Source organism: Marinobacter sp. P4B1 (genome assembly GCF_001447135.1).
Lineage (GTDB): Bacteria > Pseudomonadota > Gammaproteobacteria > Pseudomonadales > Oleiphilaceae > Marinobacter > Marinobacter vinifirmus.
The window spans coordinates 48,793-74,311 of the sequence record NZ_LLXM01000002.1 but is presented as its reverse complement, the minus strand read 5'-3'; the positions used below and the strand labels follow the sequence as shown (position 1 = coordinate 74,311).

Here is a 25,519-nt window from a genome sequence, read left to right as displayed (position 1 = left end):
GAGGAATCCTATGGATATTACTGAACTGCTTGCCTTCTCGGCCAAACAGGGTGCGTCGGATTTGCACCTGTCTTCCGGTTTGCCCCCGATGATTCGTGTTGATGGCGATGTTCGCCGTATCAACCTTCCGCCCATGGAGCACAAAGAAGTGCACGGGCTGATCTACGACATCATGAACGACAAGCAGCGTAAGGATTACGAAGAGTTCCTGGAAACCGACTTCTCGTTCGAGGTGCCCGGCGTGGCCCGTTTCCGGGTTAACGCCTTCAACCAGAACCGCGGTGCCGGCGCAGTGTTCCGGACCATCCCCTCGAAGGTTCTGACCATGGAAGATCTGGGCATGGGCCAGGTTTTCAAGGATATCTCCTCGGTGCCCCGCGGCCTGGTGCTGGTCACCGGCCCCACCGGTTCCGGTAAGTCCACCACCCTGGCGGCGATGATGGACTACATCAACGACACCCGCTACGAGCACATCCTCACCATTGAGGACCCGATCGAATTCGTGCACGAATCCAAGAAGTGCCTGGTGAACCAGCGTGAAGTGCACCGGGACACCCTGGGCTTCAACGAAGCCCTGCGTTCGGCCCTGCGGGAAGACCCCGACATCATCCTGGTGGGCGAATTGCGGGACCTGGAAACCATCCGCCTGGCCCTGACCGCCGCCGAAACCGGCCACCTGGTATTCGGCACCCTGCACACCACCTCCGCGGCCAAGACCATTGACCGGGTGGTAGACGTATTCCCGGCGGAAGAAAAATCCATGGTTCGTTCCATGCTGTCGGAATCCCTGCAGGCGGTTATTTCCCAGACCCTGATGAAGAAAATGGGTGGCGGCCGGATTGCGGCCCACGAGATCATGATTGGCACTGCGGCTATTCGTAACCTGATCCGGGAAGACAAGATTGCCCAGATGTACTCGTCGATCCAGACCGGTGGTTCCCTGGGCATGCAGACCCTCGACCAGTGCCTGGAGCGTTTGCTGCAGAAGGGCCTCATCTCTCGCGAACAGGCCCGTGCCAAGGCCAAGATGCCGGATAACTTCTGAGATAAATAGGTAGCAAGATGGAATTCGAAAAACTGTTGCGGTTGATGGTCGAGAAGGGCGGTTCAGACCTGTTCATTACAGCAGGCGTACCACCCAGCATGAAAGTGAACGGCAAGGTTCTGCCGGTCACCAAGAACGCCCTGACACCGGAACAGACCCGCGAGCTGGTGTACGGCGCCATGAACGACAAGCAGCGCGCCGAATTCGACGAAAGCCACGAATGCAACTTTGCGATCAGCGCCCGGGGTATCGGCCGTTTCCGTGTGTCCGCCTTCTTCCAGCGCAACCTGTGCGGCATGGTGCTGCGGCGTATCGAAGTTAAGATCCCGCAGATTGACGACCTGGCCCTGCCGGAAATCGTCAAGGACCTGGCCATGACCAAGCGGGGCCTGATCATGTTTGTGGGCGCCACCGGTACCGGTAAGTCCACCTCGCTGGCGGCCATGCTGGGGCACCGTAACCGCAACAGCCGCGGCCACATTATTTCCATCGAAGACCCGATCGAATTTGTGCACCAGCACCAGGGCTGTATCGTTACCCAGCGGGAAGTGGGTATTGATACCGAAAGTTTCGAAGTGGCCCTGAAAAACACTCTGCGCCAGGCTCCGGATGTGATCCTGATCGGTGAGGTGCGTACCCGCCAGACCATGGAATACTCCGTGCAGTTCGCCGAAACCGGCCACCTGTGCCTGGCTACCCTGCACGCCAACAACGCCAACCAGGCCCTGGACCGGATTATCCAGTTCTTCCCGCCCGAGCAGCACAACCAGATCTGGATGGACCTGTCCCTCAACCTGAAGGCTATTGTGGCCCAGCAGCTGGTACCCACGCCGGACGGCAAAGGCCGGAAGGCCGTTATCGAAGTCCTGATTAACACCCCGCTGGTGGCTGACCTGATCCGCAAGGCAGAGGTACACAAGCTTAAAGAGCTGATGGCGAAGTCGAACGAATCCGGCATGCAGACCTTCGACCAGGCCCTGTACCGTCTATACTCTGAAGGATCGATCACCTACGAAGATGCGCTGGCCCATGCCGACTCCGCCAACGACCTGCGTTTGATGATCAAATTGGGCGCAGATGCCCAGGGGGCTGACAAGCTGTCCTCTACCGTCGACAAACTCTCGATCCAGCACGATTAATTCCGCAGTACAAAGCCCCGGCTCCGGGGCTTTGATTTAAGACAAAAGTCGTAGATGGTTAGCCTGTTGAATCAGTAGCTTTGGCATTTGAGGCCGTTGCCATGTGCTGCGTATACTCCGCGCGAAACTAATAAGGAGACACCATGCACAAGAATACCAATGCACTCGTAAAAGCAATCCGCTTTGCTACCCTGGCCGCTGTTGCTGCTCCAGCAACCGTTATGGCCGGTGGTTTCTCTCTGAACGAACAAAGTGCCAGCCAGATGGGCGTCGCCAACGCCGGCGCTGCCGCCAACCCCGAAAACGCTACCACCGTGCTGTTCAACCCGGCCGGTATGAGCCAGCTGTCTGGTACCAATATCTCTTTTGGTGCGGCGGTTTTGGATATTGATGCTGAGGCTAAGAGCTCGACTGTCCAGTCAACAGACGCGCTTGGTCAGCCGGGAGCATACACCGGTAATGGTGGTGACATTGCTGATCCTGCTGTGCTGCCAAACTTTTATCTGACCCACGAAATCAACGATTCCATTGATGTTGGGTTTGGCATCCACGCTCCTTATGGCCTGGCAGCAGATTACGAGAACGATTTTGCCGGTCGTTATCTGGCAGACAAAACTGAATTAACGGTGATCTCCTTTAGTCCCTCGATCGCGGTGAACAACGGTAAAGGCCTATCCATGGGCGTTGGCATCAACGTTATGTACGGCGAGGGCCGTTTGACGAAGTATCAGGACTTGCGCGGTGCCGTTGTTCGAGGCGGTGTTCAGGCAGCTGGTGCTACCAGCCTGGACCAGTTGCCAGCGGCTGCACAGCAACAAATCCTGGCGCAAGCAAATGGCTTGGCGGCTCAGTATCCCGATACATACTCCGATGTGGAAGGGGATGATATTGCGATTAACTTCCGTGTCGGCTTTTTGTATGAGTTGTCAGAAGCTACTCAATTCGGTTTGACAGCCCAGACCGGGACTGAGTTTGAACTTGAAGGCGATCTGGAAATTAGTCAGTTTCCGGGAGAGCTCTTGGGCATTCCGGGCGTTACTGGGCCGCAGACACTGACGGAGAAAGCCGAAGTGCCGCTGGCGATCCCTGAGAGTCTCACAGTCGGTGTGCGCCACCAGCTGAACCCGGAGTTCACTCTGCTTGCCGGTGCAACCTATTCTCGTTGGAGTCGTTTTGAGGAGTTGGACGTATACAGTGCAGAAGGAGGAGCTGGTCAGGTTTCTCAGGTTATCCAGCCCGCTGCCGGTGATCCTATTACCCACGTAACGGAAAAGTGGAACAATACCTGGCAGTTCAACCTTGGTGGTATCTGGCAAGCCAATGAAGCCTGGGCGTTCAAGGCAGGTTACGCTTTTGACGAATCACCGGTTAACGAGAACTTTGTGACAGCGCGTATTCCTTCCGAAGATCGCCACTGGCTGACTCTGGGAACTCAGTGGAAAGACGCGCAAAGCGGCTGGACTGTCGACGCGGCCATTGGCACTCTGATTTTCGCGGATGATGCGAATGTAGATGATCGTGAATACTCACATCAGCAGCCAGCCGTTCCATCTTCTAAGACTAACTACAAAGCCGAATACGACCTCAGCGCCTGGAGCGCCGCTATCGAGTTCAGCAAAGCCTTCTAATCGGCTGACCTCAACTCAGGGCTGATTCCCTCTGAAATCAGCCCACCACCTGCCCCCGGTAGATCACTTTCTTCTGCCGGGGGCAGGGTTCCCCCTCTACAGAACTCTTCTCCTGCCGGCCATCGGCAATCGGCTGTCCCCGGTACATTCGCGGCGTCACACTTTCCTCTTCCGTTTCTTCGTTCAGTTCCGGCACCCGTTGTTTCAGTGCTTGCCAGGTATACACCAGATTCTTTGACCGGCTTCTGCCTGCATAGCTGGCCAGGTTCTGCGCCAGGTCGGCTTCGTTAAGGTGGAGTTTTACCCCGAACTCGGACTGGATCAGGCGCCGGCACTGGTGCACCAGTTTTAACAGGGAAGGGTCGAACAGCCAGTTGCGTTCAATGGTTGCGGAATTCATGGGAAGGCCTCGCATGGATGTCACTGCATCGGGTGTTACCCCGGACACCGGGGCCGATGCAGCTTTTATGCCATGCGAGCGCCGGGTTAGTGGGCCTGGTCCCAGTTGTCGCCCACGCCGGCTTCCACCAGCAGCGGTACGTCCAGCTTTGCGGCAGCCGACATGCGTTTCACCAGTCCCTCGCGGACTTTCTCCACAGCGTCTTCCCGCACTTCGATGATCAGTTCATCGTGCACCTGCATAGTCATGCATGCGTCATTCTGGTGCTCGGCGTGCAGCCACTGGTCAACATCGATCATCGCCCGTTTGATGATGTCGGCAGCGGTGCCCTGCATAGGGGCGTTGATGGCGGTGCGTTCGGCGGCCTGTTGCATCTGCTTGTTACGGGCATTGATCTCCGGCAGGTACAGCCGACGGCCAAACAGGGTTTCCACGTAGCCATCGTCGTGGGCCTGTTTGCGAATGTTATCCATGTAACGCAGCACGCCGGGGTAACGCTCGAAGTAGCGGTCGATGTATTCCTGGGCCACCTTTCTTTCCACGCCCAGCTGGCGGGCCAGGCCAAAGGCAGACATGCCGTAGATCAGGCCGAAGTTGATGGCTTTGGCGCTGCGGCGCTGGTCGGAGCTGACTTCAATCAGGCTCACGCCAAAGACTTCGGCGGCCGTGGCTTTGTGGATGTCTTCGCCATGCTCGAAGGCGGTCAGCAGGCCCTTGTCACCAGACAGGTGCGCCATGATGCGCAGCTCAATCTGGGAATAGTCCGCCGCCAGCAGCTTGTAGCCTTCCGGAGCAATAAAAGCCTGGCGGATGCGACGGCCTTCTTCGGTGCGGATGGGGATGTTCTGCAGGTTCGGTTCGGAGGACGACAGGCGCCCGGTGGCGGTGACCGCCTGGTGGTACGAGGTATGCACACGGCCGGTACGATGATGAATCAGCTCCGGCAGGGTGTCGGTGTAGGTTGATTTGAGCTTGCTCAGGCTGCGGTGTTCCACAATCAGCCGGGGCAGTTCGTGCTCGTGGGCCAGTTCCTGCAGCACAGGTTCGGCCGTGGATGGCGCGCCCTTCGGGGTTTTCTTGATCACCCGCAGGCCGAACTTGTCGTACAGAATCGCCTGCAGCTGCTTGGTGGAGCCCAGGTTGAAGCTTTCGCCGGCTACCTCGTGGGCTTCCTTCTCCAGTTCAGCCATGCGCTCAGCCAGTTCCTGGCTGTGCTGGCGCAGGGTGCTGGCGCTGATCAGGGTGCCCCGCTGTTCCATGCGTGACAGTACCGGCACCAGGGGCAGGTCGATCTCCCGGTAGACGGGTTCCAGCTTGCCGGTTTCTTTCAGTTTCGGGCTCAGGGTCTGGTGCAGGCGCAGGGTGATGTCGGCATCTTCGGCGGCGTAGGGCCCGGCCTTTTCCAGGTCAATCTGGTTGAAGGTAAGCTGCTTGGCGCCCTTGCCGGCGATGGATTCGTAAGTGATGGTTTGTTCGCCCAGATACTCCCGGGCCAGGCTGTCCATGTCGTGGCGCGTGGCTACCGAATTGAGCACGTAAGACTCCACCATGGTGTCGTCGCTGATGCCTTCCAGGTGGATGTCGTGGTTGGCCAGCACGTTCTTGTCGTACTTCAGGTTCTGGCCGATCTTCTTCTGTTTCGGGTCTTCCAGCAGCGGTTTGAACTGGGCTAGTACATCGTCGCGGTCCAGCTGGTCCGGTGCGCCCATGTAGTCGTGGCCCAGGGGCACATAGGCCGCTTCGCCTGGCTCGATGGCAAAGGACACACCCACAATTTCGGCGTCCATATAACGCAGGCTGGTGGTTTCGGTGTCGAAGGCGAATTGGTCGGCGGCTTTCAGACGCTCCAGCCATTTGTCGAGCTCCGCCTGTTCGGTGATCACCGAGTACTGTTTTTCAATGGCCTTGGCAGGCTCTGTCTCGGAGGCAGCGGCCTTGTTGTCACTGGTAGATCCTGCGTTCTCCAGCTCGGCAATCCAACTACGGAATTCGTATTCCTTGAACAGTTCCAGCAGGCTGTCGTCATCCTGCTCCCGCTCGGTGAGGTCTTCCAGCCCGAATTCCAGTTCCACATCCAGGCGGATGGTGGCCAGTTCCCGGCTCAGGGGCAGGGTGTCGATAGCCTCGCGCAGGTATTCACCGATCTTGCCTTTGATTTCGCCGGCGTGTTCGATCAGGTTATCCAGGTCGTTATACGCCTGCAGCCACTTTACGGCGGTTTTCGGGCCGCATTTGTTCACGCCCGGGATGTTGTCCACCTTGTCGCCCACCAGGGCCAGGTAGTCGATGATCTGCTCTGGCGTTACGCCGAACTTCTCCACTACGCCGTCACGGTCCATGGCGGTTTCGGTCATGGTGTTGATCAGGGTGACGTGGTCGCTCACCAGCTGGGCCATGTCCTTGTCGCCGGTCGACACCACCACATCAATGCCCTTGCTGGTGGCTTCGTGGGCCAGGGTGCCGATCACGTCGTCGGCTTCTACCCCGGGCACGATCAGCAGCGGCAGGCCCATGGCCCGTACGATGTTGTGGATCGGCTCGATCTGCATGGCCAGGTCTTCCGGCATGGGCGGCCGGTTGGCTTTGTACTCTTCGTACATGTCGTGCCGGAAGGTTTTGCCCTTGGCATCGAAAACCACCACGACTTTTGATTCCGGGAAGTCCTGCTCCAGCCTCCGCAGCATGCTCACCACGCCTTTGATGGCGCCGGTGGGATGGTTCTTGCTGGTGGTGAGCGGGGGCAGGGCGTGGTAGGCACGGAACAGGTAGGAAGATCCGTCTACCAGAACCACGGGTGGGGTCTTTTTCTCAGTCATGTCAAAACGGGTCCGGATTCTGATTGAAGCGTGGGTTGGCTTGTGCAACTCTAGCCAGAAAGATGAACCAAAGGGTACCACGAAAATGAAACGAATCGCCTGTTCCGCCCTGTTGCTGGGCTGCTTCTGTGTGCCGGCTGTGGCCCAGGATGAGGGGGCCCTGGATGCCGTCCCGGTGGTCACGCCACAGGAGCCGCTGGTGATTTCCGATTACCAGCCGCCCGAAGGTGGCCCGGAGATTGTCATCCGCCCTGGCGAGAACGAAGTCTTCTACGAGTACCGGGTCAACGGCCAGCTTATGGAGATCAAGGTGGTGCCGGAAATCGGTCCGGAATACTACCTGGTGCCTGCCGATGGCGGTGGCTGGGTGCAGGATACCGATTCAGACTTGCTGGTTCCGAGTTGGGTAATCTTCCGTTGGTGATTACCTGAGCAGTTCTAGTATGAACATTCTAATTTTTGCCCGTAACCTGACCGTGAAAGTTACCAGAAGCCGGCTGCGCTGATCGCTGAAGTGCCGGCCGAAGTTGGAAAATCACGAACGTCTGAAACGTCAGGAGAGTCATCATGGGTAAACTTAAATCTTACCAGGAACAACTGCAGGACATCGTAGAGAAGGGCATCAACGCCGCGGAAGAGCAGCAGAAGAAGCTGGCCTCCAAGCCGTTCGACTACGCCGAGAAGCTGGAAGCGGAAGCCCGCGAGTACAGCGTGAAGAGCCTGCGCAAGCGTTACAACGGCTACTCCGAAACCCTGTTCGAGCAACTGCGCTCCCTGAACGGCCGTTTCGGCAACTTCGCAGCTGAGCTGGTTGCCAAGCTGGAGAAAGAAGCGGCTGAAAGTGCTGATGCCGTATCCGAAGCCGCTGAAGATGTGGCCGAGGCGGCCCAGGACGCCAAGAAGTCAGTCACCGCCAAGAAGCCGACTGCCCGCAAAACTGCGGCACGCAAGCCTGCGGCCAAGAAAGAAACTGCCTCAGCCTGATTAAGGCCGGTAGTGTAAAAAGCAGAGGGCGCTCATTGAGCGCCCTCTGTTGTTTCCGGATCAGCATTTTCGCTTTCCGGGTTCAGGGGAATGGTTCGTTTTTCCCCGGTAATTTCTTCCAGCCTGAGAACGTCTTCCTCGTAGGCCTTGCGCACGGACTCGATGTCTTGCTGCTGGGCTGAGATTTCCCGCTCCACCTCACGAATCTGGGCTTCCAGCCTGCGGATTTTCTCCAGCGTGGCTTCGGGGATTTCACGCCCCGCCCGCTCCATATCGGCGGCGCGGCTTTGCTCGTTATCCAGCTGCCCGGAAATCACGTTGATATTGCCGCGTTTGAGCTGGATCAGGCTGTTCATTTCCTGGATTTTCCGGCGCAGGGCCCGGATGGCCTGGTCCGGATGGCTGAAGCGCTTCAGCAATTGCCGGTCCAGCTCTTGCTGGGCCTCGAGCTGCCGCTGGCGCTCTTCTTCGGCTTGCCTGGCCGCTTCCCGCGCGGCGATTTCCTCGGCTGTCAGCGCCCGGGGTATGGTTTTCACAACCCGGCCGTTGTCGCTCAGGATCTCATAGCCGCGCTTGGTGGCTTCCTGGGGAATGGTATTGCCGATCACCAGTTGTCCGTTTTCGTCCGTGTAACGATACATGGTCGCCTGCGCGCCGGCAGAGGCCAGGAGCCCCAGGGCGACAAGACCGGCGAGAACCGGCGATGCGATCACACGGTGTTGCATTTATCAGACTCCGTAACGGTCCCGGTAGCTGGCTACGCTCTCCGCATGGCCGGCGAATTCCGGGTTGGACTTCAGGTAGTCCAGTACCTGTTCAAGGCGGATGATGCTGACGACCGGAATGCCGAATTCTTTTTCGACTTCCTGGATGGCCGAGAGTTCGCCATTGCCTTTTTCCTGGCGGTCCAGGGCAATCAGTACGCCTGCCGGCTCGGCCCCGGCGGCCCGGATAATATCAATGGACTCCCGGATGGCGGTGCCTGCGGTGATCACATCATCCACAATCAGCACTTTACCCTGCAAGGGAGCGCCTACGATATTACCGCCTTCACCGTGATCTTTCTTCTCTTTACGGTTAAAGGCAAAAGGTTTGCTGTTACCGTCTGTTGCAAGGGCCATGGCGGTAACCGTAGCCAACGGAATGCCCTTATAGGCAGGCCCGAAAATGATGTCATAATCCAGTCCACTGCGTTCTATCGCGGCGGCATAGGCTTTGCTTAGTTGTAGCAGGTCGTCGCCGGTATTGAACAGTCCGGCATTGAAAAAGTACGGACTGGTGCGCCCGGATTTGAGGGTGAACTCTCCAAAACGCAGAACGTTCCGCTGGATGGCAAATTCGATAAATTTTTGCTGATAGTCATGCATGGCAAGGCTTCTGGCGGGATAGGATCTTTAATTAAAGCGTAAAACCGGTATCATACTACACAAACCGAATCAGGGAACACGTATGCGCGTAGTATCAATCAGCGTCAATGGCTTGGAGCAGGCTGTTGAGAAGGGCTTTTTTGACTGGCTGGCAGAGCAGGACGCTGATGTTGTCTGTGTTCAGGACCACCGGATGCGTGCCTACGAAGTTGAAGACAAAAACCTGGTTCCGGAAGGGTATGAGGCCTACTTCATCGACGGGGAGCTGAACGAGCACGGCGGTGTGGGCATCTATACCCGTCACTTCCCGAAAGCCATTATGTACGGCTTTGCCAATGAGCAGGCCGACCGTGAAGGTCGCTTTATCCAGGCCGATTTCGACAAGGTATCCGTAGCCTGTGTTCTGGCGCCCTGTGCCCTGGGCCGTGAAGAAGAGCTGACTGGTGAAGACGATCTGACCGTTCTCGATCACAAAGACGAGTTCATGGAAGCCTTTGGCGTGCATATGCAGAAAACCCTGCGGAAGCGTCGTCAGTTTATCTTCTGTGCCAACCTGCAGACGGCTCACCATGTAACGGATGCCAGCCCGCTCTACCACAAGACGGATTTTTCCGGCTTCCTGCCCCATGAGCGTGCGTGGCTGGATCGTTTGTTTGATGAGATGGGCTGTATTGATGCATTCCGTGAGATCAACAAGCAGAGCAACCAGTTTACCTGGTGGCCGGAGCAGGCCGAGGGTTCCCGCAAGAAGGCCGGTATCCGGGTGGATTACCATTTGCTGACGCCGGGGATTCGCAAGACTATTCGCGATGGCTGGATTGATGACGGCACGCGGTTTTCTGACCACGCGCCGGTGATCATGGATTACGATATCGAAATCGGCTTCTAAGCTTTGAGATAGTCGGTCGCGTGTCCGGAGGGGGAAGCCTTTCCGGAACACGCTACAAGCACATCCCTGTGCGCTCGACTCCGGCCATCCCTAGCCGGAGACGGTTCCGGAAAGGCTTCCCCCCTCCGAACCCGCTAGCTTTCAGTAGGCCGTCAGGCCTATGCGCTCAAAGCTTCTTTCTGCAGTTCAAACAACTGATTAATCGCTTTCCTTGCCAGCGCTAGCATGGCGTCCAGTTCTGTTTGTTCGAACGGTGCGCCTTCGGCAGTTCCCTGAATTTCGATGAAGCCGCCCTGATCGGTCATGATTACGTTCATGTCGGTTTCGGCTTCGGAGTCTTCCGGGTAGTCCAGGTCGGCTACCGGCATGCCTTTGTATACACCCACTGAAACGGCCGCGACCATTTGCTTGAGCGGGGATCGCTTCAGGCGTTTGTTGGTGACCAGGTGGTTCAGGGCGTCTACCAGGGCAACGCAGCCGCCGGTGATGGCTGCGGTGCGGGTGCCGCCGTCGGCCTGGATGACGTCGCAGTCGATGGTGATGGTGTGTTCGCCCAGGGCTTCGAGGTCTACCGCTGCGCGCAGGCTGCGGCCGATCAGGCGCTGGATTTCTACGGTGCGGCCACCTTGTTTGCCACGGGCGGCTTCGCGGCCCATGCGGCTGCCGGTGGAGCGGGGCAGCATGCCGTATTCGGCGGTGATCCAGCCTTTGCCTTCGCCGCGCAGGAAGGGCGGTACTTTGTTCTCTACCGAGGCGGTGCAGATAACCTTGGTGTCGCCGAACTCAACCAGCACCGAGCCTTCGGCGTGGCGGGTGTAGTTGCGGGTGATGCGGACGTCTCTGGGTTGCTCGGGCGTTCTGCCGCTTGGTCGCATAGTGTGTCCTGTTTTTGAAGATGAATGTCCGGCTGTTGCCGGTCGGGCGTTTTGAAAGGGCACCGAGTATAGCATTTGGTCGGGTTCGCTGCTCCGGGCGTTTGCCTGTTAAACTCGAAACTCTGTTGAACACGACTGGAGCCATTATGATCCGCAGCATGACTGCTTTTGCCCGCAAGGATACCCGGGGTGACTGGGGTACTCTCACCTGTGAGATCCGTACCGTAAACCATCGCTATCTGGAGCCGTCTTTCCGCCTGCCGGAGGCTTTCCGTGAACTGGAAAACCGGTTTCGGGAGGAGTTGCGCAAGCAGGGGCTGAAGCGGGGCAAGGTGGATATCTCCATGCGCCTGCAGTCGGTGGAGAGCGAGGTGCAGAGCTTCGAGATCAGCGATGAAATGGCCCAGGCGGTGAACGAGGCAGCCAACCACATTAACCGTATGCTGGATAACCCGGCCCACATCAACGCACTGGATATTCTCCGCTGGCCGGGGGTGATGTCGTTGCCGGAGAAGGATTACAGCGCGGCCAAGGAAGCGGCGGCGGGGCTGTTCGCGGAAACTGTCAAGGAGCTGATGACGGTTCGCGAGCGAGAGGGTGAGCGCCTGCGGCCACTGTTCGAGGACCGCCTGACCACCATGGGTAAGCTGGTGGCGGAAGTTCGGGAGAAAATGCCCCAGCTGCTGGCCGCCCAGGAGCAGAACCTTCGGGATCGCTTTGAGAAAGCCAAGGTAGAGCTGGACCCGGAGCGCGTGGCCCAGGAAATGGTCATGCTGGCCCAGAAAAGTGACGTGGCCGAAGAGCTGGACCGCCTGGATGCCCATATCAGTGAAGTCACCGACACCCTGCAAAACGACGATGCCATCGGCCGGCGCCTGGACTTCCTGATGCAGGAGTTGAACCGGGAAGCCAATACCCTGAGCAGCAAGAGCATCGATGCCGCCGTCACCCGCGCAGCGGTGGACTTAAAGGTGCTGATCGAGCAGATGCGGGAGCAGGTGCAGAACCTGGAGTAAGGTTCCTCTGGGTAATTAGTTGGCGGCAGCTCTGGCGTTGCTTGGGTGGGCCTTCACTCGCCGCACGTTTTCGGCTTCCTGTGCATAAGCCCGATGCCGAACGTCCCAGATCTCGACGGCGTGTTGTATGTTCAGCCAGAATTCCGGGCTATTCCCCAGCGCTGCTGCTAATTTGATAGCCATGGGCGCGGTCAGGGCGCCTTTGTCATGCACGATCCGGCTCAGGGTGTTTCTGTGTACGCCCATAGCTTCTGCCAGCTCCCGGATTTCGATGTTCATTGGTTCCAGAAACTCTGTTACCAGCATCTGGCCGACGGTCACTGGGCGACGCTTTGTCGTTCTCATTACTTTTACCTCCCTTAGCCCCTGTAAGCATGAGGGTCCAGATACGTATCCCGGGCAATCCCGTCTTCCCAGCGAAATATCAAACGATATTGCTTGTTCACCCGTATGGAGCACCATCCGGTGAGCCTGCCCAGCAGGTGTTCGAACCTGTTCCCAGGCGGAACCCTGAGGTCTGACTCCTGCGTTGCTGCATCAAGAATCTGGAGCTTCCTGTACAGTGCGCTTTCAATAGTCACTGGTATTTTTCTGTGGCCACTATCTTCCTCGTAGAAAGTTTCCAGCCATTCATCCCTGAATTCGATAGCCATAGTTTTCTGAGTGTTTTTTTGTGCATTCTATGCACAATGGGTTTGTGCGTCAAACTGAGTCTGCGTGCAGTTTCTGTTGTATGGCCAGCATCACAGCCCATACGCCCCGGGCTGTTGCGATGGAATCACCCCCTGGCGGGTAGTGGTTACTCCGCCGGTTTGATAGCCAGCAAATCCGTCCGCAAATGAGTTAGTACCTTCTCGGCGGTATTGCCGATCACCCTGGCGGCCAGTCCGGTCTTGCCGGTGGTGCCGATCACTATCATGTCGGCCTTGATTTTGTTGGCCACGCTGGGGATCACCTTCTGGGCCGGCCCGGATGCGATATGAACCTGCTCGGGCGCCAGGTGCCAGGTGTTACACAGGTGTTCAATGTGGGGCTTCAGTGCCGCCTCCCGTTTGCGGGCGTGGGCAACCGGGTCGATGATGTCCAGGTCTGCCAGGATCACCGAGGTATGCAGGGCGTGCACCAGGTGTAACTCTGTGCCCAGGGCTTTGGCCAGGTGCCAGGCCTGGTCGATAATCCGGTTGTTCAGGGCTTTTTTGACCGTTTTATCTGAGCTCAGGTCCACCGCTGCCAGGATCGGCCGGGCCTTGTTCCATTTCTGCTCGGCCACCAGCATCACCGGCGCCGGGCATTCCCGCAGTAGGTGCCAGTCTGTCGGGGTGTACAGGAAGGTTTCCGAGCGGTTTCCGGTTTTGACCACGGCGCCGATTTTCTCTTTCTGGCACTGGGCAATGACCCACAGGTGAATCTGCTTTTCCCAGACGGTTCGTGCACTGATCTTCAGGTCGTTGCAGTCGGCCAGCGCCAGCATCTTTTCCAGCCATTTCTGGCGATGGTCCATCAGCGCCTTCTTGGCCCGGTTCTGTACCTCCGGATCGCCCGGCAGGGCGTCCAGGTAGTCATGCACGAACGCCACCACTTCCACACTGGCACCGGTTGCCCGGGCCAGTTCAACACCGCGGGTCAGTGCGGTCTGGTCTTTGTGTTGGGGGTCCATGATGATCAGCAGTTTGTCCATGTCGGTATCCGTCAGCTAACGTGGAATTTGTTCCAATACTATCAGCAGAAAGTCACCCGGGGTGCGGAGATAAGTCAAACCCCGTATAATTTGCCGCTTTCTGGCCATCCGTAGTGGCCGCAAACTGTTGTTCAGGAGTCATCACGCCATGAGTCAGGCCGGTGAGCAGGGCACCCTGTTTGTGATTTCCGCCCCTTCGGGTGCGGGTAAAACCAGCCTTGTGTCGGAAATGCTCCGCCAGGATTCCCGGCTGGGGGTTTCGGTGTCTCACACAACCCGCCCGATGCGGGAAGGCGAGCAGGACGGGGTGAACTATCACTTCGTCAGCCGGGACGAGTTCGAGGCGATGATTGCCCGGGGTGACTTCCTGGAACACGCAGACGTTTTCGGCAACTACTATGGCACCTCGCAAGTATGGGTGCGGGAAACCCTGGCCACCGGGCAGGACGTCATTCTGGAAATCGACTGGCAGGGTGCCGAACAGGTGCGCCGGCTGATTCCTGAATGTGTGAGCATCTTTATTGTTCCGCCGTCGGCCGAGGTTCTGCGCCAGCGCCTGGTTGGCCGTGGTACGGATGCGCCAGACGTGGTGGAGCGCCGGCTTGCGGAGGCAGAAGAAGAGTGTCGCCACGCGGCAGAATTCGATTACCTGGTGGTGAACGACGATTTCAGTGTGGCGCTGGCTGATCTCCTGGCGATTGCGCGCAGCCACCGGCTGAAGATGGGCGTGCAGCAAGTTCGCCACGCCAGCCTGCTGTCGGGATTGTCTGGCCGCGGCTGATTGGCGTGCCGGCATGCATAGTGGCTTCCACTGTATACAAATTGAGCCGGTGCCAGTAAACTACGCGGTCTGCTAAATCAGTGATTCTTTTTGTTCGGGGAAGATAATGGCACGAGTTACCGTTGAAGATTGTCTGGAAAACGTAGATAACCGCTTCCAGCTGGTTATGCTGGCCACCAAGCGCGCCCGCCAGATTGCCACCAAGGGTGCTGAGCCGATGGTGCCGGAAGAGAACGACAAGCCCACGGTTATCGCCCTGCGCGAGATTGCCGAAGGCAAAGTGACTCGCGATCTGCTGACCGAAGACGACGAAGACTAAAATGCCCGCTTGCGGTTGTGCGTAGAATTACTGCCAACCGTTAAGAAGCATTGAAATCTGACCGCGCGGTTTTATAGTGTATCTATAGAAATCCGCCGGAAGGACAACAAAAAAGCCCGGATGCATGCATTCGGGCTTTTTTGTCCCCGGTTTTCAGAGAAACATTGGAGGCGCGGTGTCGGTAGAGCCAACGGTTGAACATCTGGCCAGAGAGCTTAGCTCGTATCTGGATACCAATCGCATCAATCAGGTGCGACGGGCCTATTATTACGCCGAACAGGCCCACGAAGGGCAGATGCGCAAAAGCGGCGACCGTTACATCACCCACCCCCTGGCCGTAGCCGGCATCCTTGCCAACCTGAGGCTGGACCATCAGAGCCTGATGGCAGCCATGCTGCACGACGTTATCGAAGACACCGGTATCCCGAAAGATGCCCTGAGCGAACAGTTCGGTGAAGACGTGGCCGAACTGGTTGACGGCGTATCGAAACTGACCCAGATTGAATTCCGCTCCCGGGCCGAAGCCCAGGCCGAGAACTTCCAGAAAATGACCCTGGCCATGGCCAAGGACATCCGGGTGATCCTGGTAAAGCTGGCAGACCGCCTGCACAACATGCGCACCCTGGGCCCCATGCCCTACGAAAAACGCCAGCGCATTGCCACTGAAACCCTCGATATCTACGCCCCCATTGCCAACCGCCTGGGTATGCATTCTATTTCTACCGAGCTGGAAGACCTGGGCTTTTCCTCGCTGTATCCGATGCGCTCCAAGTACATCTCGAAAGCGGTGGCCAAGCTGCGGGGCAGCCACAAGGAAATTATCGACGATATCCGGGGTAAACTGCAGGAAAAGCTGGAAGAGCGCGGCCTGCCGGGCCGGATACTGGGCCGGGAAAAACACCTGAACTCCATCTACAACAAGATGAAGTTCAAGCAGAAATCTTTCCATGAAATCATGGATGTGTACGCCTTCCGCATCATCACCGATACGGAAGACGACTGTTACCGGATCCTGGGCGCCGTACACAGCCTGTACAAGCCCCTGCCGGGCCGTTTCAAAGACTACATAGCCATGCCCAAGGCGAACGGCTACCAGTCGCTGCACACGACGTTGTTCGGCATGCATGTGAACATTGAAATCCAGATCCGTACCGAGGAAATGGAGCACATCGCCAACAATGGTATTGCTGCCCACTGGATGTACAAGAACGAGGAATCCGGCGTTACCAGCATCAACCAGTCCCGTGTGGACCGCTGGGTGAAAGGGTTGATGGAAATGCGCGAGCGGGCCGACGACTCCATGGAGTTCATCGAACACGTGAAGGTCGACCTGTTCCCGGACGAAATCTACGTGTTTACTCCCAAGGGCCGGATTATGGAGCTGCCCAGCGGGGCAACGCCGGTGGATTTCGCCTACGCCATTCATACTGATATCGGCAACGCCACGGTAGCCTGTCGTGTTAACCGCAACCTGGCCTCTCTGAGCCAGCCCCTGCAAAGCGGCCAGACGGTGGAAGTTATCACCGCCCCCGGCGCCCGGCCCAACCCGGCCTGGCTCAGCTTTGTGGTAACCGGCAAGGCCCGCAGCAGCATCCGCCACGTATTGAAAACCCGCAAGCGTGCAGAATCCCTGGAGCTGGGCCGTACCCTGCTCAAGCGTTCCCTGAAAGGCTTTGGCGCCAAGCTTTCGGACATTACCGAAGTCCAGCGCCAGGCCGTGGTCAGCCATAACCAGGTGAACAGTTTTGATGACCTGGTCAGTGACATCGGCCTGGGTAATCGCATGGCTTACCTGGTGGCGCGGCAGCTGGTCAGTGGCGGTGAAGGGCTGGAAACTACCGCCAACCTGGAAAATGCCCCGGCCGAAAAGCAGGGCGCGGTGACCATTCGCGGAACCGAAGGCATGCTGGTGCGCTTTGCCAGCTGCTGCAAACCCATTCCGGGTGATCCGGTCGTGGGTATTATGGATTCCGGGAACGGGATGGTAATCCACTCCGACACCTGCTCCAGCCTGCCGGAAGACGACGAAGGGCGCGCCCGTCTGACCCACCTGAAGTGGGCCAAGGACATCACCGATGAGTTCTCGGTAGAGCTGCGGGTAGAACTGGAGCGCCAGCGCGGTGTGATTGCCGAAGTGGCTAACGCCGTGGCCATGGCCGATGGCAATATCGAACGCATCAACGTGGAAGACCAGAACGCGAAGTTCGGTATTGTCAGCCTGGTGGTGCACGTGAATGGCCGCCGGCACCTGGCCCGGGTGATGCGCCGGGTGCGCAATATCCGTGCGGTTACTCACATCAGCCGGGTTCGCCACTGAGTGCGACTTTAGCGTGGTTGACAGTCGCCACGCTGAAGGGAGAGGATTGGCGTTTTGAACGAGAGGAAAACGCAGGTCATGACCAATAAATCTGTTATCCAGACCGAAAACGCCCCGCAGGCGATTGGTACCTACTCCCAGGCAGTCAAAGCCGGAGATACCGTGTATCTGTCTGGCCAGATTCCCCTGGACCCTGAAACCATGGAAGTGGTGCCCGGTGACTTTGCCGCCAAGACCCGTCAGGTGTTCGAAAACCTGAAGGCTGTGTGCGAAGCCTCTGGTGGTGAACTGAAAGACATCGTAAAACTGAACATCTATATGACCGACCTGGCCAACTTCGCCACGGTGAACGAGATCATGGCCACCTACTTCCAGGAGCCGTACCCGGCCCGCGCCGCCGTAGGCGTGGCAGCGCTGCCGAAAGGCGTGCCGGTGGAAATGGAAGCGGTAATGGTGCTCAGCTGAGGTTGTTGATCATCTCCCGGTATCCCGCCTTGTAGTCGGGGTACCGGAACTCGAAACCGCTGGCCAGCAACCGCTGGTTGTTACACCGCTTACTCCCCGCACGTCCGCCCTTACGGGCACCCTCTACCGGATCTTTGCACGGCACCTGCTGCCGAACCCAGTTCACCACCTCATCCAGCCGCACCGGCTCGCAATCACTGGCGATATACAGGTTTTCCAGCTCCTGGCCCTGCAATGCCTGCTGGCCCAGGTACGCGATGGCCCCGGCGGCATCCTGTTCGTGAATCCGGTTGCTGAACGGTGCCGGTGGTTGCGGGTTCATCCGGCCTTCCAGCACTTCTTCCAGGAACCGCTGGCGGGTAGGGCCGTAGATGCCGCTGAAGCGCACCACGGTAGCCGGGTGAATGCTGTTCAGTGCCGTTTGCTCGCCCTGCAGAATGTGCTGGCCGGTAAACCGGTCCGGCTCGGCGGGGCTGTTTTCATCCACCCAGCTGTCGTCGTCCTGGGCGTACACGCTGGTGCTGCTGATGAAGAGCAGGCGGGTCAGCGGGTTGTTGCCGATGGCATCCAGCAGGTTCTGCAGGCCGGCGACGTAGGCGTTGTGGTAGCCCTCGTCGTCATAGCTTGAAGGTGTCAGGCAGTAGATCACAATGTCCAGGTTGTCCGGCAGCTTGCCTTGCAGGGTTTCCGGCCGGGTGAGGTCTGCACCGATCCCGGTAATTCCCGCCGGAACCTTGTCCGGATTGCGGCGTAAACCGTACACCTGGCCGGCGCCGGTCAGGGCCAGGGCAATGTCGCCACCAAGCTTGCCGCAGCCGGCCACCAGAATTCGTGCAGATGGGTTGCGATCTGTCATTGCCATAGACAATTTCAATCCTTATGCTTTGGCTGATAAAGTATGTGAAACTTCGACCTGATCGATCCGACCGGAGCTCACCATGACACTCACCGAGTTACGATACGTTGTTACGCTTGCCCGGGAAAGGCATTTTGGCCGCGCGGCCGAGCGTTGTCACGTCAGCCAGCCCACCCTCAGTGTGGCGGTTAAGAAGCTGGAAGACGAACTCGGTATTCCCCTGTTCGAACGCAGCAAAAGCAGCATCCGGGTAACCGAAACCGGGCAGCGCATCATCGAGCAGGCCCAGCGGGTGCTGGACCAGGTGGGCGTGATCAAAGACATGGCCCAGGACGGCAAAAACCAGCTGAACTCACCGCTGAAAGTGGGGGCCATCTACACCATCGGCCCCTACCTGTTCCCGCACCTGCTGCCGGAACTGCGCCGGGCGGCGCCGGAAATGCCGCTGTATATCGAAGAGAACTACACCGCCAACCTGCGCCAGAAGCTTCGCCATTCAGACCTGGACGCCATCATCATCGCCTTGCCGTTCGAAGAGCCGGAAGTGGTCACCATGCCGCTGTACGACGAACCCTTCGTGGTATTGCTGCCGGCGGATCATCCGCTCACCGCAAAAGATGAGATAACCGCAGACGAACTGTCCCGGGAGCAATTGCTTCTTCTGGGCCCGGGCCACTGCTTCCGGGACCAGGTACTGGAATCCTGCCCGCCGCTGGTGGATGCCATTACCAAGCGGGCAGATGGTGACAAACCGGACCTGGTGACCGAAGGTAGCTCCCTGGAGACCATCCGCCACATGGTGGCATCCGGCCTTGGTATTACCGTGTTGCCACTGTCTGCGGCCACCGGAATGAAATACCACGAAGATATCCTGGCGGTTCGCCCGTTTGCCGCGCCGGTGCCTTTCCGGACCGTGGCGTTGGCCTGGCGGGTAACCTTCCCGCGGCCCAAGGCCATTGATGTGCTGTCGCTGGCGGCCAGCCAGTGCCGGGTGATCGAAAAAGCCAAAACCGAAACGCCGGCGGTTGCCAAAGGCGCCTGAGTGCCACTATGACGTCACTGGAAGACATCTCCGTTACCCAGCTCAAGGGCGTAGGAAACGCCCTGGCCGGAACATTGGCAAAACTCGGCATCCATTCCGTACAGGACCTGCTGTTCCACCTTCCTCACCGCTATGAAGACCGCACCCGGGTAATCCCCATGGGCAGCCTGCGCATAGGCGATGTTGCGGTGGTGGAAGGGGAGGTTATGAAAACCGACTTGATGATGGGCCGGCGCCGTAGCCTGCAGGTCACCCTGAGGGACAACAGCGGTTTTCTGGTAATGCGGTTTTTCCACTTCAATGCCGCCCAGCGTAACCAGCTGACCGAAGGCACCCGGGTACGTTGCTTTGGCGAAGTCCGCCCGGGCCGCGCCGGTTACGAGTTTTACCACCCTGAATACCAGGTGAACCCGCCGCCCATGCCGGCGGGTGATGAAGCCACGCTTACCCCGGTGTATCCGCTCACCGAAGGCATACAGCAGCCCCGGGTGCGCGGGCTGTGCCAGCAGGCGCTGCAGTACCTGGACCGTTACCCCATCAAAGACTGGTTGCCACCGGAACTGCTGGCGGACTACCAGCTGCCGGGCATTACTGAAGCCGTAAAACTGGTCCACAAGCCCCCGGCCGGTGCCCCGGTACCCCAGTTGGTGGAAGGCCGGCACCCGGCCCAGCAGCGCCTGGTGATGGAAGAGTTGCTGGCGCACCAGCTCAGCCTACTGCAGGTGCGGGAACAGATACAGGCGCGGCAGGCCTTACCCCTGCTGCCCACCGGTGATCTGACCGAGCGTTTTCTGGAAGAATTACCCTTCAGCCTGACCGGCGCCCAGCGCCAGGTGATGAAGGAAATCCGGCAGGACCTGAGCCAGCCATTGCCCATGTTGCGACTGGTGCAGGGGGATGTCGGTTCCGGTAAAACCGTGGTGGCGGCCCTGGCCGCACTGCAGGCCATCGGAGCCGGTGCCCAGGTGGCCCTGATGGCGCCCACGGAAATCCTTGCCGAACAGCACTACAATAATTTCCGGGGCTGGCTGGAGCCCCTGGGCATCCGGTTGGCGTGGTTGTCTGGCAAGGTCAAAGGCAAGGCCCGGCAGGAGGCCCTGGATGCCGTTGCCAGCGGCGAAGCCCGGGTAGCCATCGGCACCCACGCCCTGTTTCAGGATGAAGTAAAGTTCAACCGGCTGGCCCTGGTGATTGTGGATGAGCAGCATCGTTTCGGGGTTCACCAGCGACTGGCCCTGCGGGAAAAAGGTGTAGGCGGCTCGCTGGCCCCGCACCAGCTGATCATGACCGCCACACCCATTCCGCGCACCCTGGCCATGAGCGCCTATGCTGACCTGGATACATCGGTGATCGACGAGCTGCCCCCCGGTCGTAAACCCATAGAGACCATCGTAGTGCCCGACAGCCGGCGTGACGATATTATTGAACGGGTACGGAGCGCCTGCCGGGAGGGGCGCCAGGCCTACTGGGTGTGTACACTGATTGAAGAATCCGAAGCCCTGCAGTGCCAGGCAGCTGAAGTGACGGCCCAGGAACTTTCCGAGCGCTTGTCGGATCTTAAAGTGGGCCTGGTGCATGGTCGCCTGAAAGCCCAGGAAAAAGCCGAAGTGATGGAACGCTTCAAGAACGGTGAACTGGACTTGCTGGTGGCGACAACCGTAATCGAGGTGGGGGTGGATGTGCCCAACGCATCGCTGATTATCATCGAGAACCCCGAACGGCTGGGCCTGGCCCAGCTACACCAGTTGCGTGGCCGGGTAGGCCGGGGCCACCAGGCCAGCTTTTGCGTACTTATGTACCACCCGCCGCTGTCGAATAATGGTAAAGCCCGCCTGCAGGCCCTGCGGGACAGCCAGGATGGTTTCTTCATCGCAGAGAAAGACCTGGAAATCCGCGGCCCCGGTGAAGTGCTGGGCACCCGCCAGACCGGGCTGATGCAGTTCCGCCTGGCCGATTTCGAGCGAGACAGGGGCTGGATAGAGCCGGTCAAGGAAATGGCGCCGGCGCTGGTGAAACAGCCCGGCGTGGCCGAAGCCCTGGTGCGCCGCTGGCTCGGTGAAAACACCCGGTACGGAGAGGTCTGACCATGCACTTCCCGGCCTCCAGCAAATTCACCAGTCTGCGCATTCTGCAGCGCCTTGAAGACACCCTGGAGCTGCCGCCCTTGCCGGAAACCACCCAGCGCATCATGCGCCTTCGGTCAGACCCGAAAGCCGTCATGGGAGACCTGGTCGACATTGTGGAGAGCGACCCGGGCCTGGCCGCCCAGGTGGTGAGTTGGGCCTCGTCCTCCTTTTACGCCTCCGCCGGGCAGGTGCGCTCGGTGCACGATGCCATCTCCCGGGTGCTGGGCTTCGATACCGTGATGAACCTGGCCATGGGCCTTGCGCTTGGCCGTACCCTCAAAGCGCCGCTGGATCAGCCCGAAGGCTACCGGGACTACTGGCAGCAAGCCACCTGGCAGGCCCAGTCTGCCGGAATCCTCGCGGGGATGATGCCCAGAACAAAGCGGCCCCTGTTCGGGCTGGCCTACCTGGCCGGTTTGCTGCACAACTTTGGCGACCTGGTGCTGGTGCAGGTGTTCCCGCCCTACCACGAGCAACTGATGCGCTGGCAGGGAGATAACCCGGCCGGTGACCGCGCCGCCCAGGAACAGAAATTGATGGGGTTCAGCCGGGAACAGATCGCCGCCCGCCTGTTGGAGAATTGGGGCATGCCCGATGAAGTGACCCTGGCCGTACGACACCAGGCGGATGCCGACTACAGCGGCCCTCATCATTACCTGGCCAGAATTGTCTGGCTGGGCCGGCAGTTGCTAACCGCCCGGGGCGTGATGCCGGGCCGGGCGGAGCCAGTGCCCCAGTCTGTTTTTGAAGAACTGGGCCTGAGCCGGCAAAGGGTAGAGCAGCAGTTTGATGCGCTGGTTCATAACCGGGACGGCATCATGGCCATGGCCGGAATGATGCCGCTGGCCCGGTAACTGCGGTTCAGTCGAACCGGTAATGGCGAATGGCGGTAGCCGCCTTGCGCACATCCTCGGCGTGCTGCCGTTCTACCGCGAAGCGTTCCTTGTCCATCTTCTGAACCAGCTTGGCATCCGTGGCCTTTCGGGCGCGGTGGGTGGGCATGTGCTGGATCTTGTCGTGCACTTCCTGAAACACCCGGTAGGGCGCCTGGTCCAGCAGTTCCGGGGCCACGTAATCCAGCAGGCCCTTCAGGCGCAGGCAGGCTTCAGAATGTTCCACCTGTCCTTCTTCCACCGCGAGGGCAATAATGCGGATGCTTTCGATCATCTCGTCGCGCCGCTTGGCCTGGAACTCTTCCGCCTTCTTCTGGCGCATCCGGTTTTCGTTCAGCACCCTGGATTGCCGCCAGATGTAGAACAGCAGAATCCCGATCACCACCAGCCCGACAACAATAAACGACAGTTGCAGTCCTCTGGGCATTGTTGAACCTCGTATCAATGAATGGCGGGGCCTGCCCGGTGGGTCAGGCCTGTTTGCTTTGGGCGCCAGTTTGCCAGACTTTCACTTCCACTGCCTGCCCGTTCAGTACCGATGTGCCGGAAACCGGGTCGGTTTCGGTGTCATCCAGGATATCGTTGATGCTGGCACCGGCGTGGGCGCTGGCAACCGACTGCCCTGTTCCGGGCCGGCTATGGCCCCAGCCGTGGGGAATCGACACCACTCCGGGCATGATATCTTCCGATACCTCCAGCGGCAGCACCACGGCCCTGCCGTCTTTCTGTACCTGTACCTGCGCGCCGTCTTCGAGCTTGCGGTTTTGGGCATCTTCCGGGTGCATGATCACCGTACAGCGGCTTTTGCCTTTCACCAGTCGCTGGCTGTTGTGCATCCAGGAGTTGTTGCTGCGTACATGGCGACGGCCGATAAGCTGCAGGCTGGTGCTGGCTTCAGGCTGGTCCAGCAGGGCCTGAAGGCGCTCCACATCCGCCAGGTAGCGGCGCGGCGCCAGGTTGACCTTGCCATCCCGGGTAAACAGCCGCTGGGGCAGGGTAGGCTGCAACGGGCCAAGGTCCACCCCGCTGGGTGATTTCTTCAGGGCGGACAGTGATAGCCCCTTGGGCATGTGCTGCCACTGCGGGTTCAGCGGGCTGAGCCGCGCCAGGCCTTTGAGGGGGTGGCGTTCCGGCAGAATGCCGAGCACTTTGTCCAGCAGCGGCTTGATCACACCGCCCACCCGGCCCGGGTTGGCGCCGTAGGGGCCGGTGCGCAGCAGCACATCTAGGATCGGGTCTGGCCCCAGCTTCTTGAACGCCTGCCAGCCCAGTTCCGCCTGCAATGGCAACTTCCCGCCCTTGCGCTGCCGTTCAAGACGGTGGGCCAGTTCCAGGTTGATCTGCCAGTCGTGGCGGCTGTCCGGTGCCGGTTCGAACAGGGCTTCGCTGTACTTGGCCTGGTTGCGTACCGCCATCATGCTGAAAATCAGGTCGTAATGGCTGCGCTCCAGCGCCGCTGTGGGCGGCAGAATCACATCGGCGTGGCGGGTGGTTTCATTCAGGTAGTAATCCACCGACACCATGAAATCCAGCCCGGCCAGGGCTTCATCCAGGCGCTGACCATTGGGGTTCGACAGCACCGGATTGCCGGCCACGGTTACAAAGGCGCGAATTTGCCCCTCGCCCGGGGTCAGGATTTCATCGGCCATGGTGCTGGACGGGTATTCACCGCCAAATTCCGGCAACTTGCGCACCCGGCTGTAACGGTTGCCGAAGTGGCCGGCCTGGCCCACCAGTGCGCCCAGCGCTACCAGATCCACCGCAGGCTGGGTGAACATCACCCCGCCCGGGGCATCCAGCTTGCCGGTCAGGATATTCAGGCAGTAAGCCAGCCAGGTGGTGGTGCCACCAAAGGCCTGGGTGCTGGTCCCCATTCGGGTGTGCAGGGCTGCCCTTGGCGTGGTGGCCAGCTGCCGTGCCAGGCCGCGAATGGTATCGGCGCTGATGCCGGTATGGCTTGCGACGGCTTCCGGCGTAAAGCTCAGGGCAGCCAGCTGCAGCAGGTCCTGGTCTTTTACCAGCCCGGTGGCCGCGCCGGTACTGACCAGGTTCTCCGCAAACAGCGTGTGCACCATGGCCATCAGCAGCAGGGCATCGGTGCCCGGGCGGATAAAATGGAAATCATCGGCAATGCGGGCGGTTTCCGTGCGGCGCGGGTCGATGACGACCAGCTTGCCGCCACGTTTCCTGAGCTCCTTCACCCGCCCCCGGAAATCCGGCACCGTCATCAGGCTGCCGTTGGAGGCCATGGGGTTGCCACCGATACAGATAAACAGATCGGTGCGGTCGATATCCGGAATGGGGAACAGCACCTGGTGCCCGAACATCTCCAGGCTGGCCAGCATATGGGGCAGCTGGTCGTTCGAGGTGGCTGAAAAGCGGTTCTGGGTGCCTATGGCCCGCAGCAACGGCGTAATGGTCATGGCGGCGCCGTGGTTGTGCACATTGGGGTTGCCCAGATACACCCCGATACTGTTCCGGCCGTGGGCCTTGCGCACCTCATGCAGCCGCCGGGCGACCAGGTCGAAGGCCTCGTCCCAGCTCATTTCTTCCCAGCCGGTGGCGGTTTTGCGAACCGGCCGGCGCAGCCGTTCCGGATCTTCATGCAGGTCCTGCAGCGCCACCGCCTTCGGGCAAATATGGCCCCGGCTGAGCGGGTCGTTTTCGTCGCCTTTGATAGCGGCAACCTTGCCGTTCTGAACCTCGATAGCCACGCCACACATGGCTTCGCAAAGGTGGCAGGTGCGGTAGTGGGTGCCGTTGTGCATAAGGATTCTCCGGAACTCTTGTTTTTAGGTTTCAAATTGAAACCAGATTATCAGGAAACGAACCGCAATGGGAAAAGGGTTTTTGTAAATGTGACCCGATAAGCCCGACAAAAAA

At 59.2% G+C, this 25,519-nt stretch carries 24 protein-coding genes and 1 pseudogene; 14 read left to right on the top strand and 11 right to left on the bottom strand.

What is annotated here, in order from left to right:
* Positions 1 to 10 precede the first annotated feature (10 nt).
* The 3 genes from AQ621_RS01185 to AQ621_RS01175 all read left to right on the top strand — a co-directional run bounded on the left by AQ621_RS01185 (position 11) and on the right by AQ621_RS01175 (position 3,812).
* Complete coding sequence (locus tag AQ621_RS01185; RefSeq protein WP_058339923.1) at positions 11 to 1,045, top strand: type IV pilus twitching motility protein PilT; 1,035 nt, start codon at positions 11 to 13, stop codon at positions 1,043 to 1,045.
* 17 nt (positions 1,046 to 1,062) lie between these two features.
* Positions 1,063 to 2,184: a PilT/PilU family type 4a pilus ATPase gene (locus AQ621_RS01180; protein ID WP_022987596.1), complete on the top strand. Its 1,122-nt coding sequence runs from the start codon at positions 1,063 to 1,065 to the stop codon at positions 2,182 to 2,184.
* 143 nt (positions 2,185 to 2,327) lie between these two features.
* Positions 2,328 to 3,812, top strand: coding sequence for an OmpP1/FadL family transporter (locus AQ621_RS01175; RefSeq protein ID WP_082640825.1), 1,485 nt, complete (start codon positions 2,328 to 2,330; stop codon positions 3,810 to 3,812).
* A 37-nt stretch (positions 3,813 to 3,849) separates the two neighbouring features.
* Here the strand turns inward: AQ621_RS01175 and AQ621_RS01170 are convergent, their stop codons facing one another.
* Positions 3,850 to 4,212: a hypothetical protein gene (locus AQ621_RS01170; RefSeq protein ID WP_058339922.1), complete on the bottom strand. Its 363-nt coding sequence runs from the start codon at positions 4,210 to 4,212 to the stop codon at positions 3,850 to 3,852.
* A gap of 86 nt (positions 4,213 to 4,298) precedes the next feature.
* Positions 4,299 to 7,028, bottom strand: coding sequence for a DNA polymerase I (gene polA, locus AQ621_RS01165; RefSeq protein ID WP_058339921.1), 2,730 nt, complete (start codon positions 7,026 to 7,028; stop codon positions 4,299 to 4,301).
* A gap of 85 nt (positions 7,029 to 7,113) precedes the next feature.
* On the opposite strand from polA, the gene AQ621_RS01160 reads away from it, so the two are divergent.
* Both AQ621_RS01160 and AQ621_RS01155 read left to right on the top strand, forming a co-directional pair.
* Positions 7,114 to 7,452 (top strand): DUF2782 domain-containing protein, encoded by a 339-nt coding sequence (locus AQ621_RS01160; protein ID WP_058340011.1) that lies wholly within the window; start codon positions 7,114 to 7,116, stop codon positions 7,450 to 7,452.
* A gap of 143 nt (positions 7,453 to 7,595) precedes the next feature.
* The gene (locus AQ621_RS01155) at positions 7,596 to 8,012 is read left to right on the top strand and encodes a hypothetical protein (protein ID WP_058339920.1); all 417 of its coding nucleotides are present in this window, start codon (positions 7,596 to 7,598) and stop codon (positions 8,010 to 8,012) included.
* A gap of 32 nt (positions 8,013 to 8,044) precedes the next feature.
* Here AQ621_RS01155 and AQ621_RS01150 read toward each other — a convergent pair whose 3' ends face one another.
* Together AQ621_RS01150 and pyrE are read right to left on the bottom strand one after the other, a co-directional pair.
* Positions 8,045 to 8,737: a DUF4124 domain-containing protein gene (locus tag AQ621_RS01150; RefSeq protein WP_058339919.1), complete on the bottom strand. Its 693-nt coding sequence runs from the start codon at positions 8,735 to 8,737 to the stop codon at positions 8,045 to 8,047.
* A 3-nt stretch (positions 8,738 to 8,740) separates the two neighbouring features.
* A complete protein-coding gene (gene pyrE, locus AQ621_RS01145) occupies positions 8,741 to 9,379 on the bottom strand; it encodes an orotate phosphoribosyltransferase (RefSeq protein ID WP_022987603.1) in 639 nt (212 codons plus the stop codon).
* Between the two features lie 82 nt (positions 9,380 to 9,461).
* Here pyrE and AQ621_RS01140 point away from each other — a divergent pair, with 82 nt between their 5' ends.
* Positions 9,462 to 10,268 (top strand): exodeoxyribonuclease III, encoded by an 807-nt coding sequence (locus AQ621_RS01140; RefSeq protein ID WP_058339918.1) that lies wholly within the window; start codon positions 9,462 to 9,464, stop codon positions 10,266 to 10,268.
* A gap of 158 nt (positions 10,269 to 10,426) precedes the next feature.
* On the opposite strand, the gene rph is transcribed toward AQ621_RS01140, so the two are convergent.
* The gene (gene rph, locus AQ621_RS01135; protein WP_058339917.1) at positions 10,427 to 11,143 is read right to left on the bottom strand and encodes a ribonuclease PH; all 717 of its coding nucleotides are present in this window, start codon (positions 11,141 to 11,143) and stop codon (positions 10,427 to 10,429) included.
* Positions 11,144 to 11,289: 146 nt separating this feature from the next.
* On the opposite strand from rph, the gene AQ621_RS01130 reads away from it, so the two are divergent.
* A complete protein-coding gene (locus AQ621_RS01130; protein ID WP_058339916.1) occupies positions 11,290 to 12,159 on the top strand; it encodes a YicC/YloC family endoribonuclease in 870 nt (289 codons plus the stop codon).
* Positions 12,160 to 12,174: 15 nt separating this feature from the next.
* Here the strand turns inward: AQ621_RS01130 and AQ621_RS01125 are convergent, their stop codons facing one another.
* From AQ621_RS01125 to AQ621_RS01115, 3 genes are all read right to left on the bottom strand, one after another.
* On the bottom strand, positions 12,175 to 12,504 hold the full coding sequence (locus AQ621_RS01125) for a HigA family addiction module antitoxin (protein WP_058339915.1): 330 nt from the start codon (positions 12,502 to 12,504) through the stop codon (positions 12,175 to 12,177).
* 14 nt (positions 12,505 to 12,518) lie between these two features.
* Positions 12,519 to 12,812, bottom strand: a complete 294-nt coding sequence (locus AQ621_RS01120) for a type II toxin-antitoxin system RelE/ParE family toxin (protein WP_058339914.1) — start codon at positions 12,810 to 12,812, stop codon at positions 12,519 to 12,521.
* A 146-nt stretch (positions 12,813 to 12,958) separates the two neighbouring features.
* Positions 12,959 to 13,837 carry a universal stress protein gene (locus tag AQ621_RS01115; RefSeq protein WP_058339913.1) on the bottom strand — a complete coding sequence of 293 codons (879 nt, stop codon included), beginning with the start codon at positions 13,835 to 13,837 and terminating at the stop codon, positions 12,959 to 12,961.
* 148 nt (positions 13,838 to 13,985) lie between these two features.
* On the opposite strand from AQ621_RS01115, the gene gmk reads away from it, so the two are divergent.
* From gmk to AQ621_RS01095, 4 genes are all read left to right on the top strand, one after another.
* Positions 13,986 to 14,618 carry a guanylate kinase gene (gmk, locus tag AQ621_RS01110; protein ID WP_058339912.1) on the top strand — a complete coding sequence of 211 codons (633 nt, stop codon included), beginning with the start codon at positions 13,986 to 13,988 and terminating at the stop codon, positions 14,616 to 14,618.
* Positions 14,619 to 14,724: 106 nt separating this feature from the next.
* Entirely contained in the window at positions 14,725 to 14,937 is a 213-nt protein-coding gene (rpoZ, locus tag AQ621_RS01105; protein ID WP_022988808.1) for a DNA-directed RNA polymerase subunit omega, read from the top strand.
* A 175-nt stretch (positions 14,938 to 15,112) separates the two neighbouring features.
* Positions 15,113 to 17,254: a RelA/SpoT family protein gene (locus AQ621_RS01100; RefSeq protein ID WP_058340010.1), complete on the top strand. Its 2,142-nt coding sequence runs from the start codon at positions 15,113 to 15,115 to the stop codon at positions 17,252 to 17,254.
* Positions 17,255 to 17,332: 78 nt separating this feature from the next.
* The gene (locus AQ621_RS01095) at positions 17,333 to 17,719 is read left to right on the top strand and encodes a RidA family protein (RefSeq protein ID WP_022988806.1); all 387 of its coding nucleotides are present in this window, start codon (positions 17,333 to 17,335) and stop codon (positions 17,717 to 17,719) included.
* Here AQ621_RS01095 and AQ621_RS01090 read toward each other — a convergent pair.
* Positions 17,712 to 18,581 (bottom strand): NAD-dependent epimerase/dehydratase family protein, encoded by an 870-nt coding sequence (locus tag AQ621_RS01090; protein WP_058339911.1) that lies wholly within the window; start codon positions 18,579 to 18,581, stop codon positions 17,712 to 17,714. The two genes, AQ621_RS01095 and AQ621_RS01090, sit on opposite strands and share 8 nt — an antisense overlap.
* Before the next feature lie 76 nt (positions 18,582 to 18,657).
* Here AQ621_RS01090 and AQ621_RS01085 point away from each other — a divergent pair, with 76 nt between their 5' ends.
* The 3 genes and pseudogenes from AQ621_RS01085 to AQ621_RS01075 form a co-directional block, all read left to right on the top strand.
* Positions 18,658 to 19,617, top strand: a complete 960-nt coding sequence (locus AQ621_RS01085; protein ID WP_022988804.1) for a hydrogen peroxide-inducible genes activator — start codon at positions 18,658 to 18,660, stop codon at positions 19,615 to 19,617.
* Positions 19,618 to 19,625: 8 nt separating this feature from the next.
* On the top strand, positions 19,626 to 21,701 hold the full coding sequence (gene recG, locus AQ621_RS01080) for an ATP-dependent DNA helicase RecG (RefSeq protein WP_058339910.1): 2,076 nt from the start codon (positions 19,626 to 19,628) through the stop codon (positions 21,699 to 21,701).
* Positions 21,702 to 21,715: 14 nt separating this feature from the next.
* Positions 21,716 to 22,597, top strand: a pseudogene (locus tag AQ621_RS01075) (HDOD domain-containing protein); the annotation flags it as partial.
* Positions 22,598 to 22,604: 7 nt separating this feature from the next.
* Here AQ621_RS01075 and AQ621_RS01070 read toward each other — a convergent pair.
* Both AQ621_RS01070 and AQ621_RS01065 read right to left on the bottom strand, forming a co-directional pair.
* Positions 22,605 to 23,063 (bottom strand): DUF2489 domain-containing protein, encoded by a 459-nt coding sequence (locus tag AQ621_RS01070; RefSeq protein ID WP_022988801.1) that lies wholly within the window; start codon positions 23,061 to 23,063, stop codon positions 22,605 to 22,607.
* Between the two features lie 43 nt (positions 23,064 to 23,106).
* The gene (locus AQ621_RS01065; RefSeq protein WP_058339909.1) at positions 23,107 to 25,404 is read right to left on the bottom strand and encodes a molybdopterin-dependent oxidoreductase; all 2,298 of its coding nucleotides are present in this window, start codon (positions 25,402 to 25,404) and stop codon (positions 23,107 to 23,109) included.
* Positions 25,405 to 25,519: the final 115 nt, after the last annotated feature.

Excerpts from the sequence above, each read along its gene's own strand:
- AQ621_RS01185 (WP_058339923.1), top strand. The coding sequence starts at position 11 with ATGGATATTACTGAACTGCTTGCCTTCTCGGCCAAACAGGGTGCGTCG.
- AQ621_RS01180 (WP_022987596.1), top strand. The coding sequence starts at position 1,063 with ATGGAATTCGAAAAACTGTTGCGGTTGATGGTCGAGAAGGGCGGTTCA.
- AQ621_RS01175 (WP_082640825.1), top strand. The coding sequence starts at position 2,328 with ATGCACAAGAATACCAATGCACTCGTAAAAGCAATCCGCTTTGCTACC.
- AQ621_RS01170 (WP_058339922.1), bottom strand. The coding sequence starts at position 4,212 with ATGAATTCCGCAACCATTGAACGCAACTGGCTGTTCGACCCTTCCCTG.
- polA (WP_058339921.1), bottom strand. The coding sequence starts at position 7,028 with ATGACTGAGAAAAAGACCCCACCCGTGGTTCTGGTAGACGGATCTTCC.
- AQ621_RS01160 (WP_058340011.1), top strand. The coding sequence starts at position 7,114 with ATGAAACGAATCGCCTGTTCCGCCCTGTTGCTGGGCTGCTTCTGTGTG.
- AQ621_RS01155 (WP_058339920.1), top strand. The coding sequence starts at position 7,596 with ATGGGTAAACTTAAATCTTACCAGGAACAACTGCAGGACATCGTAGAG.
- AQ621_RS01150 (WP_058339919.1), bottom strand. The coding sequence starts at position 8,737 with ATGCAACACCGTGTGATCGCATCGCCGGTTCTCGCCGGTCTTGTCGCC.
- pyrE (WP_022987603.1), bottom strand. The coding sequence starts at position 9,379 with ATGCATGACTATCAGCAAAAATTTATCGAATTTGCCATCCAGCGGAAC.
- AQ621_RS01140 (WP_058339918.1), top strand. The coding sequence starts at position 9,462 with ATGCGCGTAGTATCAATCAGCGTCAATGGCTTGGAGCAGGCTGTTGAG.
- rph (WP_058339917.1), bottom strand. The coding sequence starts at position 11,143 with ATGCGACCAAGCGGCAGAACGCCCGAGCAACCCAGAGACGTCCGCATC.
- AQ621_RS01130 (WP_058339916.1), top strand. The coding sequence starts at position 11,290 with ATGATCCGCAGCATGACTGCTTTTGCCCGCAAGGATACCCGGGGTGAC.
- AQ621_RS01125 (WP_058339915.1), bottom strand. The coding sequence starts at position 12,504 with ATGAGAACGACAAAGCGTCGCCCAGTGACCGTCGGCCAGATGCTGGTA.
- AQ621_RS01120 (WP_058339914.1), bottom strand. The coding sequence starts at position 12,812 with ATGGCTATCGAATTCAGGGATGAATGGCTGGAAACTTTCTACGAGGAA.
- AQ621_RS01115 (WP_058339913.1), bottom strand. The coding sequence starts at position 13,837 with ATGGACAAACTGCTGATCATCATGGACCCCCAACACAAAGACCAGACC.
- gmk (WP_058339912.1), top strand. The coding sequence starts at position 13,986 with ATGAGTCAGGCCGGTGAGCAGGGCACCCTGTTTGTGATTTCCGCCCCT.
- rpoZ (WP_022988808.1), top strand. The coding sequence starts at position 14,725 with ATGGCACGAGTTACCGTTGAAGATTGTCTGGAAAACGTAGATAACCGC.
- AQ621_RS01095 (WP_022988806.1), top strand. The coding sequence starts at position 17,333 with ATGACCAATAAATCTGTTATCCAGACCGAAAACGCCCCGCAGGCGATT.
- AQ621_RS01090 (WP_058339911.1), bottom strand. The coding sequence starts at position 18,581 with ATGGCAATGACAGATCGCAACCCATCTGCACGAATTCTGGTGGCCGGC.
- AQ621_RS01085 (WP_022988804.1), top strand. The coding sequence starts at position 18,658 with ATGACACTCACCGAGTTACGATACGTTGTTACGCTTGCCCGGGAAAGG.
- recG (WP_058339910.1), top strand. The coding sequence starts at position 19,626 with ATGACGTCACTGGAAGACATCTCCGTTACCCAGCTCAAGGGCGTAGGA.
- AQ621_RS01070 (WP_022988801.1), bottom strand. The coding sequence starts at position 23,063 with ATGCCCAGAGGACTGCAACTGTCGTTTATTGTTGTCGGGCTGGTGGTG.
- AQ621_RS01065 (WP_058339909.1), bottom strand. The coding sequence starts at position 25,404 with ATGCACAACGGCACCCACTACCGCACCTGCCACCTTTGCGAAGCCATG.